We start from the raw sequence: 15,256 nt of genomic DNA, 5'->3' as shown, positions 1-15,256 counted from the left end.
GAAGCCGGAAATGGAATGACCATTTTCGGCTTTTATGATGGCTGGTGGAAAAATTCCTGCCATTTGATGACCCTGACCTTTTCCCTCAGCGTGTAAAATAATATGAACAGACCCATCATTATCAGTATGATGATTCCCGGGGTAAACTCTGAAATGAATTCCCCGAACACAGTGTAAAAGAATGCAAGCGGCAGATTGGCAAGGAACGAGCTCTTCACGTACTCCCCCAATGCTGGTTTTCTTTCCATCAGGCACACATTCAACAATTGATAGTGTACAAACGGAACAAGCCTCAATACAGCAATCTGTCCCACCGTCAATTTCGCTCCGTATCCAAACCATTTTTGCTTTAAATTTAATAGTTTTTGATTTAAGGCAGGGAACATTTTTAATATAAAGTAAGATCCAGCCGATAAGAGAGTCAATCCCACAAGCGAGTAAATTGTGCCAAACACACTTCCAAACAAGATTCCGCCGACAATGCACACGAGCACCACGGGAATAAAGATAAACTGCCTGAGTATATGAAATAAAATAAATGCCACGGGAGCCAGCCATCCGCTTGATTCAATGACAGCAAACACAAAGGTATACTTTTCGTCCATGCTCCCACCTCATTCCTGGTTTACTACAGCATATACAATGGTACGAGCTGTTAGAACAAGGCTTTATTTTGAATAATGATGAACGCAAGTCCTGTATATGTGATGAGCTCAACCGCAGATAAAGCAGGGAGGCCATACTTAAAAGCAGAATGCTGCGTTTTATGCCGGTACCTTTTCATTCCGGCATAACAGCCTATTGCTCCTCCCAGGAACGCAACCCTCCAGATGGAGCTCTCCCTGATTCTGTATTTATTCTGCCTTGCCCTGTTTTTATCATTTGCCATGATGATATAACCCATGAAATTCACAATGGTAAAATAGGCAAGCAGGAGTGTTAGTGGTGTGGTCATTGCATGCATTCCCCATTTCGCAGATTATTGGTGTCATTATAAGTATAAAAGATTAGCATGGCAAGAGATATCATTTTGGATTGGGATCCGGATCGGGATTCGGACTCTTTTCAGGGGCACACCTTCATTTTTGTCCGAATAAGCAAGGGATTCGGACTCTTTTTAGAGACGCCACCCCATTTTTGTCCGAATCACAACGGGATTCGGACTCTTTTCGGGGGCACCACTCCATTTTTGTCCGAATCACCACGGGATTCGGACTCTTTTCGGGGACGCCACTTCATTTTTGTCCAAATCATCCCAGGATACGGACTCTTTTTGGGGACACCATTCCATTTTTGTCCGAATCAGCACGGGATTCGGACTCTTTTCGATGGCGCCCCTTCGTTTTTGTCCGAATCATCACGGGATTCGGACTCTTTTCGGGGGCACTACACCATTTTTGTTCGAATCACAACGGGATTCGGACTCTTTTCGGGGGCACTACACCATTTTTGTCCGAATCACAACGGGATTCGGACTCTTTTTGGGGACACCACTCCATTTTTGTCCGAATCACAACGGGATTCGGACTCTTTTCGGGGACATCCCTTCGTTTTTGTCCGAATCACCACGGGATTCGGACTCTTTTCGGGGGCACCACTCCATTTTTGTCCGAATAAGCAAGGGATTCGGACTCTTTTCGGGGGCACCACTTCATTTTTGTCCGAATAAGCCCGGGATTCGGACTCTTTTCGGGGGCGCCCCTTCGTTTTTGTCCGAATCACAACGGGATTCGGACTCTTTTCGGGGACGCCACTTCATTTTTGTCCAAATCACCCCAGGATACGGACTCTTTTTGGGGACACCATTCCATTTTTGTCCGAATCAGCACGGGATTCGGACTCTTTTTCCAAAAAATTTCACCTAATCAAAGTCCAGCACTCCCCCAACCGAAAACCGCTTAAATTCTACTCCAAAAAATCTCTGACTACTAACTCACTATCCTCATATAAGGATGAAATAATCACTCTTAAAAACCAAGTTTAAGCAATCAAAAAAAGCCACTCTCCAAAGAGAATGGCTTTGACCAACAATATTACTTGTTGTTTTGGGATTTTGCAGCTTCTGCTAATTGAGCAAATGCTTTTTCGTCGTTTACAGCAAGATCAGCAAGCATCTTACGGTTTACTTCGATACCTGCAAGTTTAAGACCATGCATCATGCGGCTGTAAGAAAGACCGTTCATGCGTGCAGCTGCATTGATACGAGTGATCCAAAGCTTACGGAAGTCGCGCTTTTTCTGGCGACGATCGCGGTAAGCATACATATAAGATTTCATAACCTGCTGGTTAGCTACTTTGTATAATGTATGTTTTGATCCGAAAAATCCTTTTGCTAATTTAAGAACTCTTTTGCGACGTCTGCGTGTTACTGTACCGCCTTTTACACGTGGCATATTATTTCCCTCCTAGTGTGGTAGATCCAATTCGATTTTATAGGTTGTCAAGCATATGACGAATGCGTTTGAAGTCACCTGCAGAAACAACGGCGCCTTTGCGCAGTTTACGCTTCTGCTTTGTAGATTTGTTAGCGAACAAGTGGCTTGTGTAAGCATGAGAACGTTTTAATTTTCCAGAACCTGTCTTTTTAAAACGCTTAGCTGAGCCGCGGTGAGTTTTCATTTTTGGCATTTGAAATTCCTCCTCGATCCATTACTTTTCATTAGTTGGTGCTAATACTAAGAACATACTGCGTCCTTCCATCTTTGGCTTCGATTCTACTGTAGCTACATCTTTGCAGGCTTCAGAGAAACGATCCAAGACGCGTTGACCAATCTCTTTATGAGTGATGGCACGGCCTTTAAAGCGGATGGAAGCTTTGACTTTGTCCCCTTTTTCAAGGAACTTGCGAGCATTGCGAAGCTTTGTATTGAAATCATGTTCTTCGATGCCGGGGCTCAGACGAACCTCTTTCAAATTGATGATTTTCTGGTTTTTGCGAGCTTCTTTCTCTTTCTTTTGCTGCTCGAACTTATACTTGCCGTGGTCCATGATACGGCCCACTGGCGGTTTTGCATTCGGAGCAACCAATACAAGATCAAGATTCACACGACCAGCGATTTCCAACGCTTCATTTTTGGATTTGATTCCAAGCTGCTCACCGTTTTGATCAATCAGACGGATTTCACGAGCACGTATGCCTTCGTTAACGAACATGTCTTTGCTAATAGTCAGACACCTCCAAGGTTTTTTGAGAATACATCGTTTGGGCAAGATCCGCATAGAGCAAATACCTGCAGGGCCAGAATGGTTTATTGAATTTAAGCCATAAAAAAACGCCGGTGGCACAATAGCACACCCGCATCAATAAGACGTTAAACGTCATAAGTACATTTCGTAAAACCTGCCAACTGCCTAGTGCGTCAATCAGGTGAGAAGCGGGTAGCCTCTTCTTTACCGCAAACTGTATTCAATTACCTTAGTACTATATCATAACCAGTTTTCACTGTCAAATGATCGCTTTCCTTTGCAACAAGAATTATATTATCAAAAGTCGGTGCATAACGCAACAGGTTTCTTATAAAAATGTTTGAAAAATAATAATTTGTGCTAAAGATTAGTACTATTGATTATCAAAGGAGTGTTTTTTTTGAATAGACTTTTCACCGCCGGTACCGCGCTTTCTTTAACGCTAATGTTAGGAGCCTGCCAGGACTCGTCTGAAGAAGGGCAAAACCCCGACCAGGAAGGAAATCTGACGGAGGAGGAAGCGGACAATGTGATTGCATACGATTATTTCGATTTAGAAGTGGATTATCCCGATCTTGAAGAAGCATATGCTGTTGAATATGAGAAGCAAGGCGATGGCCAGGATGTCGATATAACGGATAAACTCACTGATAAAGAATACGATGCCGAAGATGACAGTTTGGCTTTCGGCGAGATAAAACCCGCTTTCGATAAACTGGATTTTAACGAGGATACACCGGATGAAGAAGTTGCTCAGCAATTGGTCGATGCATTTGGACTGAGGGAAGATTACAAAAAGATTGAACTGGAAGTTGATTTCACTGATGGAGGGGAAAAACAGTTTACAATCGAAAACTCCTGATTGTTTAGTTAGATTGAAGGCCGCACCTGTTCATCCAGGTGCGGCCTTCTTTGTCTATCAGCGATTTACTTCTTCTGTCACTTTTTGAATGAACTCGGATAATGGTACTGTCTCTGAATTTTGCTCACCATATTTTCGTACATTGACGGCTTCTTCTTCGATTTCATTATCCCCTACAACCAGCATGTATGGGATTTTGCTCATCTGTGCTTCACGGATCTTGTAGCCGATTTTTTCATCACGGCTGTCAAGCTCGACACGCAGCCCTTGCGCTTGAAGATCTTCCTGCACTTTTTTCGCATAATCAAAATGCACGTCAGGTGAAACAGGGATCACCTGGACCTGAACCGGAGCCAGCCATGTCGGGAATGCCCCTTTATATTCTTCAATCAGGAATGCAACAAAACGTTCCATTGTCGATACTACTCCACGATGGATGACAACCGGGCGGTGATGTTTTCCGTCTTCCCCGATATATGTTAAGTCAAAGCGCTCAGGAAGCAGGAAGTCCAGCTGCACTGTGGAAAGCGTCTCTTCTTTGCCCAGCGCTGTTTTCACTTGTACATCCAATTTAGGACCGTAGAATGCTGCTTCGCCTTCTGCTTCAAAATAGTCGATTTCCATTTCGTCCATTGCTTCTTTCAGCATTGCCTGTGCTCTTTCCCACATTTCATCATCATCAAAATACTTTTCAGTATCCTGCGGATCTCTATAGGAAAGCCTGAAGGAATAGTCATTCAGATCAAAATCCTTATAGACTTCAAGCACGAGGCGGACTACCCGTTTGAACTCTTCCTTGATTTGGTCTGGGCGGACAAACAGGTGGGCATCATTCAGAGTCATGCCTCTTACACGCTGAAGCCCTGAAAGTGCACCTGACATCTCATAACGGTGCATTGTCCCTAGTTCGGCAATCCGGATCGGCAGTTCACGATAGCTGTGAATGCTGTTTTTGTAAATCATCATATGGTGCGGGCAGTTCATCGGGCGAAGAACCAATTGTTCATTATCCATATCCATGACAGGGAACATGTTCTCCTGGTAATGATCCCAGTGGCCGCTTGTTTTATATAAATCAACGCTTCCCATGACAGGAGTGTAAACATGGTCGTAACCGAGCTTTTCTTCCTTATCGACAATATAACGCTCGATGATGCGGCGGATTGTCGCGCCTTTTGGCAGCCACATCGGCAGCCCTTGTCCGACTTTCTGAGAGTTCATGAACAGGTTCAATTCTTTCCCGATTTTGCGGTGGTCACGCTCTTTCGCTTCCTCAAGCAGACGCAAATGCTCTTTTAAATCTTCTTTTTTGAAGAAGGCTGTTCCATAAATGCGCTGAAGCATTTTGTTGTCGCTGTTTCCGCGCCAATATGCACCAGCTACACTTAACAGTTTAAACTCTTTGATTTTACCTGTTGACGGGACATGGATTCCCCGGCAAAGGTCAAAGAAGTCACCCTGCTCATAAATAGAGACTTGCTCGTCTTCAGGGATGGCCTCAAGAAGTTCAATCTTATATTCATCGCCAACTTCTTCATACATTCTCTGAGCTTCATCACGGCTGACATCTTTTCTCACAACCTCAAGATTCGATTCAGAGATTTTCTTCATTTCTTTTTCAATCTTCGGCAAGTCCTCGGATGTAATGGAATGCTCCGTATCGATATCGTAGTAGAAGCCGCCTTCGATCACAGGACCGATTCCCAATTTCGCATCAGGATACAATCTTTTGACTGCCTGCGCCATCAAGTGGGCAGTACTGTGCCGAAGGGTTTCCAAAGCATCCTCATGGTCAGGTGTGACAATTTCAATTGCGCCGTCTTCTTTGATTGGCGTTCTAAGATCTATAAGTTTGCCGTTGATTTTGCCGGCCAATGCTTTTTTCTTCAGTCCTGAACTGATGGAAGAAGCAATTTCTTCAGTTGTTGTTCCCTTTGGAAATTCCTTTGCGTTTCCATCAGGGAAAGTGATTTTCAATGCTTCTGACATAATGATTTTCCTCCTTAATTAGTAAGTTTTGTCCAGTGATGGCGGCTTTTTTAGAAAATAAAAAAACCCAGCCCCTTCAATAAATGAAGGGACGAGGTTTGCTAAATTAGTTTCTCGTGGTTCCACCCAACTTCTCATTTGTTCATTAATGATGATTAATGAGTACAAATGACTCCGGATCATATAACGGCTGCTGCCGTCAACCAATACTGACGAACGATAAGCGGCGAATTTCCGCGTCGACTTCACTCGTTCGGCTCCTCACGTATTTAGATACGCTCCGGGCCTCTCTCCCTCTTCTCCTTGAACTTCTTGCTTCTCGTTCGTCAGAGATGGGGGGTCGCCGGCGAATTTCTGCGTCGACTTCGCTCGTTCGGCTCCTCACGTATTTAGATACGCTCCGGGCCTCTCTCCCTCTTCTCTTTGAACTTCTTGCTTCTCGTTCGTCAGAGATGGGGGGTCGCCGGCGAATTTCTGCGTCGACTTCACTCGTTCGGCTCCTCACGTATTTAGATACGCTCCGGGCCTCTCTCCCTCTTCTCCTTGAACTTCTTGCTTCTCGTTCGTCAGAGATGGGGGTTCGCGGGCGAATTTCCGCGTCGACTTCGCTCGTTCGGCTCCTCACGTATTTAGATACGCTCCGGGCCTTGTTCGTTTTCCTGGTTGAAGTTCAGAGGCGGTAAGTATTTCAATCGTATTGGGAAGTTCCAGCCGCTGCTTCCCTCTCTGTGAACCGTTTTTGAATACTTTTGTCCTCATCAAAACCTTGGTATATGAAGTTAATATGTAGGTAATTATAGTCGGTTAGATGAGGAAAATCAAGCGTATCGCTGCAAAATTTGCTATTCGTTGGCAGCATCCGGGATGGCTGGATGGACATTCCCCGGGAAAGCCGATAATGGCAGGATCCTGACCCGCTCTTCGAATATATTTTCTATGGTTCGAATCAATTTCAATTCGGGTTCACTGCAGTAAACATTGATCTGCTTTGGTGCCATTGAGAGCAGCGGGGCAATTGTATAAGAGTCTACATAGACAGGGTGGTTCGTCAAAAGCCTTTTATCCACAACACTGAACAATTCGTTTCGTTTCATCTCTTTCAATTCCGCGTTAAAAAACAATAAGTCACTGTTTGAAAAGTATAAATGAATGCAGGTTTGCTGTTCGTTTTTACTGGCCAGATAATCCCTAAGCATCTGGACAAACATCTGGTAGTCCTGCTCCAATTTATATTCATCTATAGCCTTTTCAACATACAAAACCATTCGTTCATGAAGGGCCTTCAGCCGAAATTTCACAAAGGAATCGAAATGGACCGGCTCATTATTCTCCATTAAACTAACCAGGTTTCCTTTAAGAAATTCGGTTTCATTCCAATCATTCATCAAACTGGTCAATTCCTCCCTGTCACCAGAGAGCATCTCACCAATGATTGTCAATATTTGTTCCTGTTCATGCGGATCTTTATAAAAGTAGTATTCCGCCAAAATATAGGAAGCCCATTCCAGCCGTTTGACATTCATAATGAAACAGAACAGTCCGTCTAAGATGTTTTGGTTATTCTGCTGCTTCTTAATTGAAACGATATAATGCTTTTGATTTTGAAAAAGAGTTTCGTGGAGCAACGTGGCACACGATTCTTTCTCTAAGAACTTTTGGAGATTTCTTGCGTCTCCATTTTGTTTGAAAATCATTTCAAACAAACCCGCTCCCCCCTTTAAAGCCAAATCCCTGATTTATATATATGGGGAGCTGGGACAAATTAGAAGTGGCTAGTCCGAAATTCATTCAAAAAGCATTTAAGATTTGCTGTGTATACAAATGAGATAGTATTTCTTCTGGAGTTATAAGTTGAACGGCCCCACCAGGCGGCTCACTGCACGCCACTTGGTGTCGGGCGCTTGGCAAGAAGAGGAGGAAATCAACTAATGATTTCCCTGCTTCCATATAAAAAAGCAGGAAATAATCTCCTGCTTCTATTCTCTCCTATTGGTTCCATCCAGCAGGACGGGCTTTGTCAGGTACTTGATTCTTTCCATAATACGAGCTGCCTTCATCTTTTCCTCTTCTCCCCGCTGGGAGTATGTCAGGTGATGCTTTAAGCCGTCATAATCAAAGTTTGAGGTGAAGAAGGTAGGGAGGTTCTCCAGCATGCGGAATTGCAGGATCGTCCCAAGTATCTCGTCCCTTACCCAGCTTGACATGGTTTCGGCACCTATATCATCCAGCATCAGTACGGGAGCCTTCTTGACAGCATCTAGCTTTTCATCCATTGAATGATCACTAAGGGACTGTTTCATCTCCCGGACAAACTCCGGCATATACACCAGAAGGGAGGAAACCTTATTTTCAGCAAGCTGATTAGCGATTGCTCCCAGAAGATACGATTTTCCGACTCCGAATTTCCCATGCAGATAAAGGCCCTTTTGAGCCTTGCCTGCTTCATAGTTCTCAACAAATTCATTGGCAAGGTCGACCGCTTCCAGCCTCCCCGGCGAATCAAGATCTATATTTGAAAATGAGGCCAGCAGTATATCTTTTGGTACGTAGAGGCTCTTTATAAGCTTCTCTGATCTTCGTTTCTCATCATCCATTTCTTTACGGGGGCAGATGTGATACTCAATATCAATCAGGCTCCCTCTGATGACAAGATGCGGATCATAGCCTTTCATCATGTTCCTGCATTGACCGAGGCTGGGACAATCGACACACTGCTTGCTTTGTGAGATGTATTCGTATAATTTCACCATGCTGTTATCAATCATTGTCCTCGTGACATTTCCTTGATTGTGTTCGAGGAAATGCTTAACATAGTCGTCCTGCAGAATCTCCCGCCTCATCTTTTCGTATCTTTCTTTAAAGGCCTGTGACCCGGCCAGTTTCTTCAGTGTATGGTTGATGGGTTCCACTCTTAGCCACCTACTTTCGATATTTCTTCAGCTTTTCTTCAAGCTTGCGTCTTTGTTCTTCAAATTCAGAGGTGCTTTGACCAGATTTTTCATCTTCCTCAGGCGGTTTTTCTTCAAACCAATCCGGAAGCTTTTCCGTTCGCACCGGTTTCTTGTAACTTTTCTTAGTATTCTCTTTTTTTCCTTCAGCCCACTCCAGATACTGTCTGTGTTCTTTTTTTGCAAGATTCATCGCTTCCTGTGCAGTCGTTACCTTCTTCCGGACCCAATGCGAAGCGATCTTCTCCATATATCCTTTTGTCAGCTTCATATCTGTCTTCAGCAGGACATACTGCAATAGGACATTAGTGACGCCTGTGGACAGTTTCTTCGAAAACATGACTTCCTCGATAGCCTTCAAATCACTTTTCGCCGGTTCGATTCCACCTGAGATATCTTTGAGAACATCTGTAGGGGATGTGATTTCCAAGTATTGGATCAACTCTTCTTCTTTTGACGCAGGCTGCTTATCGGAAGAGGCTTGGACCTTCTGGATTTTCGGCTGCAGATCAGGAAGGGGATCTCCCCCATTCTGAAGCTGATACCAATCCCTCGCCGCTTTCCTGAGTTCTTCGATATTGATATCATCATCTTCAGTTAAAGCGCTGAGTATCACATTTTTCATTTGCAGCGGATTTATACTGTACAGGCAGCTCAGCTTCGCGACAGTCTCTTTGACAGGTGCTGTAAAAGCCCGTCTAGGAACCATATTCTGCGAAAGCCCGGCAAGCAGAAGGTCGAAATCAAAGTCGATGGTATCGACCGGAACCCCTGCAGGACTCTGGGGATTTGTAAACTTTTGGCTGGAAGCCAGGGAGCTTTCCTTTTCTGCATCCTCATCAAGCAAGTTGATGGATTGACTTGAAGCGTAAACGTCCTGAAAGGACCTGGTGACTTCTTGATAGTCGGTATAGTCCGCTTCTTCATCACAGAAAAATTTCTTTAACCGATTAAAGTGAGTCTTACCGATTTTCCGAAAAAGATAGACATTCAGCATCCCGTCAGTAAAGAATTGCTGCGGTGAAAGAGGCGGCTGTACCTCATAGATAAACTCCCTGGGATCGCCTTCTTGTTTTACGTACGTTTTCAACAGCCCGATTCCTTCTAATTTCAAACGGGCTTGGTAAATATCCGGTAAATTGGAAGAAAGAAAATTCATCAAATGATAATGTGTAGACTGTTCCGAATTCAACCTGTATTCTTCTACTTCGTTTAATAATGTCATGTATAAACTGAAGCATACCGGTCCTATCAAGGGCTGGTACAAGAAGGTGACCGCTTTCCGTTCATATTCCTGGATGATGCCGTTTAAGCAAACCGTATACCGGTCGACAGGCTGAATTTTATTCCAATGATTCATCATTCTGCTCTCCCTTACCTTTCAAAAACAATGACTTGCAATAAAGAGAAAAAGAGCCAGGTTGTCCCTCAGCTCAAACAAAGTCAGTCTTTTTTTATTAAATCCTTTAATTCATCTATAAACACATTGATGTCTTTAAACTGGCGGTAAACCGAGGCGAAACGAACATACGCAACCTCATCCACCTTGGCCAGCCTGTCCATCACAAGTTCACCGATCTTTTCGGATTGAACCTCTGAAGAACCTTCATTTCTTAGTTCTTTTTCAATATCGCCGGTAATGCTGTCCAACGTATCCAGGGATACCGGGCGTTTTTCACACGCTTTAATAAGCCCCCTCAGCATCTTTTCGCGGCTGAATTCTTCACGTGTTCCTTCCTTCTTAACCACAATAAGAGGAAATTCCTCCACCTTTTCAAATGTGGTAAACCGGTAAGAACACACCTCACACTCACGCCTTCTCCTGATCGAGCGTCCTTCATCAACCGGACGGGAATCCACAACTCTGGTTCCATTATATTTACATGATGGACATTTCATAATATCAGCTCCGGTATTCATTGTAACAGTCGGACTGTTTCATTCTTACTCTACTTAAATAATATAAAATTGAGCCTGTATTCACAAGCTGGAATTTATACCCTTTTCAGTCTGCTGTCCAATACATTATAGTGAGAAATGATTTCCTGCCTCATTTTTGGATAGGAGCCCGGTATCTTCTTCTCGGCACTGATTTTAAAATCCACGGCTGACTCAAATGGTGCCACATTAATAGAAGTTACCACGATAAAATATCCAGGGAATCCTCTTTTTTCCGCCGTCACTTCACCGCGTTCCCTTGACTCGCCTATGACCTTGTAATCACTCGATGAAAACAAATCGAGCACAGCCTGGAAAACTTTATCCTGGGCAGATTTGTAATAATGTGTTTTCAGTTGCTTATCTGCAGTTGAATCAGATGTTTCGATGTCTGATTTAAATATAGTCATTATGGATGAAAATACTCCCAAGTTCTTTCCCCCGCGATCTTCATTAAGTCTCGCCAATTCTTTTCAGAGACTTTCATATATTTTTCCGAAAAACATTCCTGTACTTATTGTACCTAAATTCTTCAGTTAAAAAAAGCATTCACTTCTTAAAGAAGGAATGCAAATTGCTTTCTTGATAGCCAGGCATACCTTCAGCCTGAATAGAATCACCAGTCATCCAATGGGAATAACAACAATATTAACTAACAGAGCCTATATATAATGGCGGCTTTCGCATTTTTGTTGCTTTTGGAAAAATCCCAAGTGACGGATTTTCCCCTGCATTCCGAGATTTTACTCTCAATAAAGAAAGAGCACCACTTTTCTTTCCTGCTTACCATGGTTTTTACGGCGATTTACCAGGATATTATTTGAAATTCATATTGAATAGCAACAAAGTTTACGAAAAGAGCATAGAAAAAGAGCCGTTCTATTCGATAGAAGGCTCAGGATTTTTATAATGCATTCACTTTTGATTGTTTCACTTGGACAGGACCCATTCCGCGCGGCAGTTCGATATTTTCGCGTGTCTGCGCATTAAGGGCTTCTGCAATATAATCAGCAGCGATATTAGGATCAAGATCTCCGCATGTATATACATCAATGCTGGCATAACCATGCTCCGGGAAGCTGTGGATTGTCAAGTGAGATTCCGAAATGATCACCACTCCACTCACACCTTGTGGAGCAAATTTGTGGAAAGCCACCTCACGAACTTCTGCACCTGATTTCAATGCAGCATCTACAAACGTTTTTTCAATCTCATGAACATTATTCAACTTTTCAAAATCGCAACCCCATAATTCTGAGATTACATGTCTACCCATTGTTTCCATTTGTTGTTTCCCCCTTTGACATAATTTTTTTCGTCAAAATGAACCTATCCTTCGGCAACATAATAACTACCACGGGGGAAAGTTAGTCCGAAGAGGTCCTAACCCTTTAAGTAGTTAACAATTTATACAATTGCGTTCAAGAAGTTCACGAAAAATAGTATACTTTGTTTATTTCAGATTTGCAATAAAAAAAACAATTATTTTCCCGCCAAGAGGTTTTTAAAAATCAAGGAACTTGGAAGGCGCCTTCTTAAAGGATTTTTATCACTTACTATCTGATTATCCACCCGCTTCATCCTTTTTCAACATGTTCCCATCTGCACCCTTGATATGCGCTTTCCCAGAAGGGTATGTTCGCATATATTGTTGCTTTCGGAAATATCCCAGGTACCGGATTTTCCCCTGTATTCAAAGCTTTACTCCCAAAAAGAACGAGCAGCTCTTTTCTTTCCTGCTCACAGGGGTTTTACGGCGATTTACCAGGATATTATTTGAAAATTATATTGAATAGCAACAATGTTTACGAAAAGAGCCAAAAAAAAGAACCGGCGGAAATCCCGGTTCTTCTATAAGGTTTTATACGTTTACACTCGTTTTCATTTGCTGAGCAACATATTTTGCAAGGTCGACAACCCGGCAGGAATAGCCCCACTCATTATCATACCAAGCAAGCACCTTGACTTTGCGTTCGCCGATGACCATTGTCGAAAGCCCGTCAATGATGGCAGAATGAGGATTTGTATTAAAGTCAATGGATACTAGAGGTTCCGTCGTGAATTGCAGGATTCCATCCAGGGACCCTTGTGAAGCCGTAATCAATGCTTCATTGATTTCTTCAGCTGTTACATCCCTTTTTACATCAACAACCAAATCGACAAGAGATACATTCGGCGTCGGAACCCGCAGTGCCATGCCATGAAGCTTGCCCTTCAGTTGAGGAAGTACCAGCGACAGCGCTTTAGCAGCACCTGTTGTCGTAGGGATGATGGACTGGCCGCAAGCTCTTGCTCTTCTCAAATCTTTGTGGGGATTATCAATGTTCTTTTGGTCATTCGTATACGCATGGACCGTGGTCATCAGCCCATTTTCAATTCCAAACTGTTCATCGAGTACCTTTGCCACTGGCGCAAGACAGTTTGTTGTACAAGATGCATTGGAAATGATGTCATGCTCATCAATATTTAGAGCGCTTTCATTTACTCCCATAACAATCGTTACATCTTCATTTTTACCAGGTGCGGTCAGGATGACCTTCTTTGCACCGGCTTCAAGATGCAGGCTTGCTTTATCTTTGGAATTGAACTTACCCGTGGCCTCGATCACTATGTCAATCTCAAGTTCTTTCCAAGGGAGCTCCCTTGGATCACGGTTGCTGATCAATTTAACACGTTTATCATTCACAATGATGGCATTCTCTTCTGACGAAACATCAGCAGTGAATGTGCCATGATTTGTGTCATACTTTATAAGGTGTGCAAGAGTCTCCGCAGGATAACTTGCATTTATCGCTACAATATCAATATTCTCATCAAGAATCGCTTTTCTGAACACCATTCTTCCAATACGCCCAAACCCATTGATTGCAATTTTCGCCTTCATTAATTCGGCTCCCCTCTATATAAACGTTATACTGTTTGTGTGATTCAATTAGCAATAGTATAACATATTTATGAAAAAGTGGAATGATAAATTCGCATATTTTAAATGATTAATTATTCAGAATCTTATGTCCTTGAAATAAAAAAAGAAGCCATTTCAGCTTCTTTTAGGGCACAAGATTCCAGTGGACAATCAAATCGTCCAGCTGCGCCAGTGTGCTTTCAATTGTCCCCCTGTTATCCAGTACAGCTTCAGCAAGCTCTTTTTTCTTCTCCAGCGGCATCTGGGATTCAATCCTGGCCAATGCTTCTGCCTTAGCCAGAGAATTTCGCTCCATCAGCCTGGTTAATTGGGTTTCCCTGTCAACATATACAACAATGGTTCTATCGACCATCCAGGATAAGTCACTTTCATATAGCAAAGGAATATCCATAATGACTGTGTTCTTTCCGTTATTGAATGCCATATCCTTCTCGGACAGCATCTGTGCCCTAACTGCAGGGTGAACGATACCGTTCAATTCTTTTCTCCGCTTTTCATCATTAAAGATAATATCACCAAGAGCCGCCCGGTTTAATGATCCATCGGACAGCAGAATTCCCTTGCCAAATGCCTCGATGATCCTTCCAAGCGCAGGTTCTCCAGGTTCCACGACTTTCCGGGCGGCGGCATCCGCATCCACTACCGAAAACCCCTTTTGAACAAGGAGCTTCGATACAGTGCTCTTGCCACTGGCAATCCCGCCAGTAAGGCCGATAATTGCCTTCATTTAAGTCATCCCTTTCTTCACATCAGAAGCGAAGCACGCCAATCAATATCAAGAGCACCCCCGGCAGAAAGGAAACTTTTTGTACCCAGCCCATGTGAGCGAAACTCTTGCCGATCTGTAAACCTGCCGACAAAAACACCACGCTCATGATCATGACCGTAAAGGCCAGCAAGAGGGGGGAATACCCCAATAATGCCGCACCGAGTCCTGCACCGAATGCATCGAGGGACAAAGCGAGCCCCAGCATAACAGCTTCCACTCCGGTAATGGTTCCTGATCTGTCAAAATCAGCCGCCGTCGGCCTTTTTAAAATATTTATGACGAGCCCGATCGATTCTATTTCAAAATTAAATAAGATTTTCTCTTCATCAATAGCATAGTCTTTTCCGGAACGAAAGAATTGCAAAAGGACAAAAGCACCAAGTGCAATTAAAATCAGTCCGCCGATTTTATCGGCAATTCCTTCCGGCAGGATATTTCCCGCTGCTCCTCCAATGGACATAGCAGCCAAAAGCGTGCCTGCAGAACAAAAGGAAATGATCACAATTGACCTCATCGGTATCCTCATCTTCCTCAGTCCATAAGTCAGCCCTGTACTGAAGCTGTCGAGACTGACTGCGAACGCAAGCATGAATAACAAATATGCTCCACTCATGTTGAAAAGCTCCTCCCCCGTACAT

General features: G+C 43.4%; 17 protein-coding genes and 1 other annotated feature. Of the genes, 1 reads left to right on the top strand and 16 read right to left on the bottom strand.

Translation table 11 applies throughout. The features are described 5' to 3' along the window. Positions 1-32: 32 nt before the first annotated feature. From D3H55_RS18330 to infC, 5 genes are all read right to left on the bottom strand, one after another. Positions 33-605, bottom strand: coding sequence for a TVP38/TMEM64 family protein (locus D3H55_RS18330; RefSeq protein WP_119548765.1), 573 nt, complete (start codon positions 603-605; stop codon positions 33-35). Positions 606-655: 50 nt separating this feature from the next. Continuing rightward, on the bottom strand, positions 656-955 hold the full coding sequence (locus D3H55_RS18325; protein WP_119548764.1) for a DUF1294 domain-containing protein: 300 nt from the start codon (positions 953-955) through the stop codon (positions 656-658). 1,078 nt (positions 956-2,033) lie between these two features. Continuing rightward, a complete protein-coding gene (gene rplT, locus D3H55_RS18320; RefSeq protein WP_119548763.1) occupies positions 2,034-2,393 on the bottom strand; it encodes a 50S ribosomal protein L20 in 360 nt (119 codons plus the stop codon). 37 nt (positions 2,394-2,430) lie between these two features. Next, positions 2,431-2,628, bottom strand: coding sequence for a 50S ribosomal protein L35 (gene rpmI / locus D3H55_RS18315; RefSeq protein ID WP_119548762.1), 198 nt, complete (start codon positions 2,626-2,628; stop codon positions 2,431-2,433). Positions 2,629-2,649: 21 nt separating this feature from the next. Then, a complete protein-coding gene (gene infC / locus D3H55_RS18310; protein WP_119548761.1) occupies positions 2,650-3,219 on the bottom strand; it encodes a translation initiation factor IF-3 in 570 nt (189 codons plus the stop codon). Positions 3,220-3,260: 41 nt separating this feature from the next. Continuing rightward, positions 3,261-3,397: a sequence feature (ribosomal protein L20 leader region), on the bottom strand. Between the two features lie 189 nt (positions 3,398-3,586). Between infC and D3H55_RS18305 the strand changes: the two genes are divergently transcribed. Beyond that, positions 3,587-4,048 carry a YusW family protein gene (locus D3H55_RS18305; RefSeq protein WP_119548760.1) on the top strand — a complete coding sequence of 154 codons (462 nt, stop codon included), beginning with the start codon at positions 3,587-3,589 and terminating at the stop codon, positions 4,046-4,048. A 57-nt stretch (positions 4,049-4,105) separates the two neighbouring features. Here the strand turns inward: D3H55_RS18305 and thrS are convergent, their stop codons facing one another. The 11 genes from thrS to ytaF all read right to left on the bottom strand — a co-directional run bounded on the left by thrS (position 4,106) and on the right by ytaF (position 15,231). Continuing rightward, the gene (gene thrS / locus D3H55_RS18300) at positions 4,106-6,037 is read right to left on the bottom strand and encodes a threonine--tRNA ligase (protein ID WP_119548759.1); all 1,932 of its coding nucleotides are present in this window, start codon (positions 6,035-6,037) and stop codon (positions 4,106-4,108) included. 18 nt (positions 6,038-6,055) lie between these two features. Further along, positions 6,056-6,286, bottom strand: coding sequence for a hypothetical protein (locus D3H55_RS24490; protein ID WP_168413168.1), 231 nt, complete (start codon positions 6,284-6,286; stop codon positions 6,056-6,058). A 593-nt stretch (positions 6,287-6,879) separates the two neighbouring features. Beyond that, a complete protein-coding gene (ytxC, locus tag D3H55_RS18295) occupies positions 6,880-7,731 on the bottom strand; it encodes a sporulation protein YtxC (RefSeq protein ID WP_240628665.1) in 852 nt (283 codons plus the stop codon). Positions 7,732-8,013: 282 nt separating this feature from the next. After that, the gene (gene dnaI, locus D3H55_RS18290) at positions 8,014-8,946 is read right to left on the bottom strand and encodes a primosomal protein DnaI (protein WP_119548757.1); all 933 of its coding nucleotides are present in this window, start codon (positions 8,944-8,946) and stop codon (positions 8,014-8,016) included. A gap of 10 nt (positions 8,947-8,956) precedes the next feature. After that, a complete protein-coding gene (locus D3H55_RS18285) occupies positions 8,957-10,348 on the bottom strand; it encodes a replication initiation and membrane attachment family protein (protein WP_119548756.1) in 1,392 nt (463 codons plus the stop codon). 80 nt (positions 10,349-10,428) lie between these two features. Next, entirely contained in the window at positions 10,429-10,884 is a 456-nt protein-coding gene (gene nrdR / locus D3H55_RS18280; RefSeq protein ID WP_119548755.1) for a transcriptional regulator NrdR, read from the bottom strand. A gap of 95 nt (positions 10,885-10,979) precedes the next feature. Next, positions 10,980-11,333, bottom strand: a complete 354-nt coding sequence (locus D3H55_RS18275) for a cytosolic protein (protein ID WP_136035745.1) — start codon at positions 11,331-11,333, stop codon at positions 10,980-10,982. A gap of 494 nt (positions 11,334-11,827) precedes the next feature. Next, positions 11,828-12,208 (bottom strand): adenosylmethionine decarboxylase, encoded by a 381-nt coding sequence (gene speD, locus D3H55_RS18270; RefSeq protein WP_119548753.1) that lies wholly within the window; start codon positions 12,206-12,208, stop codon positions 11,828-11,830. Between the two features lie 576 nt (positions 12,209-12,784). Beyond that, the gene (locus tag D3H55_RS18260) at positions 12,785-13,807 is read right to left on the bottom strand and encodes a glyceraldehyde-3-phosphate dehydrogenase (protein WP_119548751.1); all 1,023 of its coding nucleotides are present in this window, start codon (positions 13,805-13,807) and stop codon (positions 12,785-12,787) included. Between the two features lie 166 nt (positions 13,808-13,973). Next, positions 13,974-14,576 (bottom strand): dephospho-CoA kinase, encoded by a 603-nt coding sequence (gene coaE / locus D3H55_RS18255; protein ID WP_119548750.1) that lies wholly within the window; start codon positions 14,574-14,576, stop codon positions 13,974-13,976. 22 nt (positions 14,577-14,598) lie between these two features. After that, positions 14,599-15,231: a sporulation membrane protein YtaF gene (gene ytaF, locus D3H55_RS18250; protein WP_119548749.1), complete on the bottom strand. Its 633-nt coding sequence runs from the start codon at positions 15,229-15,231 to the stop codon at positions 14,599-14,601. Positions 15,232-15,256: the final 25 nt, after the last annotated feature.

The sequence above is a fragment of the Bacillus salacetis genome (assembly GCF_003581585.1).
Classification (GTDB): Bacteria; Bacillota; Bacilli; order Bacillales; family Bacillaceae_B; genus Rossellomorea; species Rossellomorea salacetis.
Note: the sequence above shows the minus strand (reverse complement) of the source record. Positions and strands in the feature narration are given on the sequence as shown.

What these genes read in the sequence shown, in the direction of transcription:
- nrdR (WP_119548755.1), bottom strand. Translation starts at nt 10,884, where the DNA reads ATGAAATGTCCATCATGTAAATATAATGGAACCAGAGTTGTGGATTCC.
- D3H55_RS18330 (WP_119548765.1), bottom strand. Translation starts at nt 605, where the DNA reads ATGGACGAAAAGTATACCTTTGTGTTTGCTGTCATTGAATCAAGCGGA.
- rpmI (WP_119548762.1), bottom strand. Translation starts at nt 2,628, where the DNA reads ATGCCAAAAATGAAAACTCACCGCGGCTCAGCTAAGCGTTTTAAAAAG.
- D3H55_RS18260 (WP_119548751.1), bottom strand. Translation starts at nt 13,807, where the DNA reads ATGAAGGCGAAAATTGCAATCAATGGGTTTGGGCGTATTGGAAGAATG.
- D3H55_RS18325 (WP_119548764.1), bottom strand. Translation starts at nt 955, where the DNA reads ATGACCACACCACTAACACTCCTGCTTGCCTATTTTACCATTGTGAAT.
- speD (WP_119548753.1), bottom strand. Translation starts at nt 12,208, where the DNA reads ATGGAAACAATGGGTAGACATGTAATCTCAGAATTATGGGGTTGCGAT.
- D3H55_RS18285 (WP_119548756.1), bottom strand. Translation starts at nt 10,348, where the DNA reads ATGATGAATCATTGGAATAAAATTCAGCCTGTCGACCGGTATACGGTT.
- rplT (WP_119548763.1), bottom strand. Translation starts at nt 2,393, where the DNA reads ATGCCACGTGTAAAAGGCGGTACAGTAACACGCAGACGTCGCAAAAGA.
- coaE (WP_119548750.1), bottom strand. Translation starts at nt 14,576, where the DNA reads ATGAAGGCAATTATCGGCCTTACTGGCGGGATTGCCAGTGGCAAGAGC.
- infC (WP_119548761.1), bottom strand. Translation starts at nt 3,219, where the DNA reads ATGCGGATCTTGCCCAAACGATGTATTCTCAAAAAACCTTGGAGGTGT.
- thrS (WP_119548759.1), bottom strand. Translation starts at nt 6,037, where the DNA reads ATGTCAGAAGCATTGAAAATCACTTTCCCTGATGGAAACGCAAAGGAA.
- ytxC (WP_240628665.1), bottom strand. Translation starts at nt 7,731, where the DNA reads ATGATTTTCAAACAAAATGGAGACGCAAGAAATCTCCAAAAGTTCTTA.
- D3H55_RS18275 (WP_136035745.1), bottom strand. Translation starts at nt 11,333, where the DNA reads ATGACTATATTTAAATCAGACATCGAAACATCTGATTCAACTGCAGAT.
- ytaF (WP_119548749.1), bottom strand. Translation starts at nt 15,231, where the DNA reads ATGAGTGGAGCATATTTGTTATTCATGCTTGCGTTCGCAGTCAGTCTC.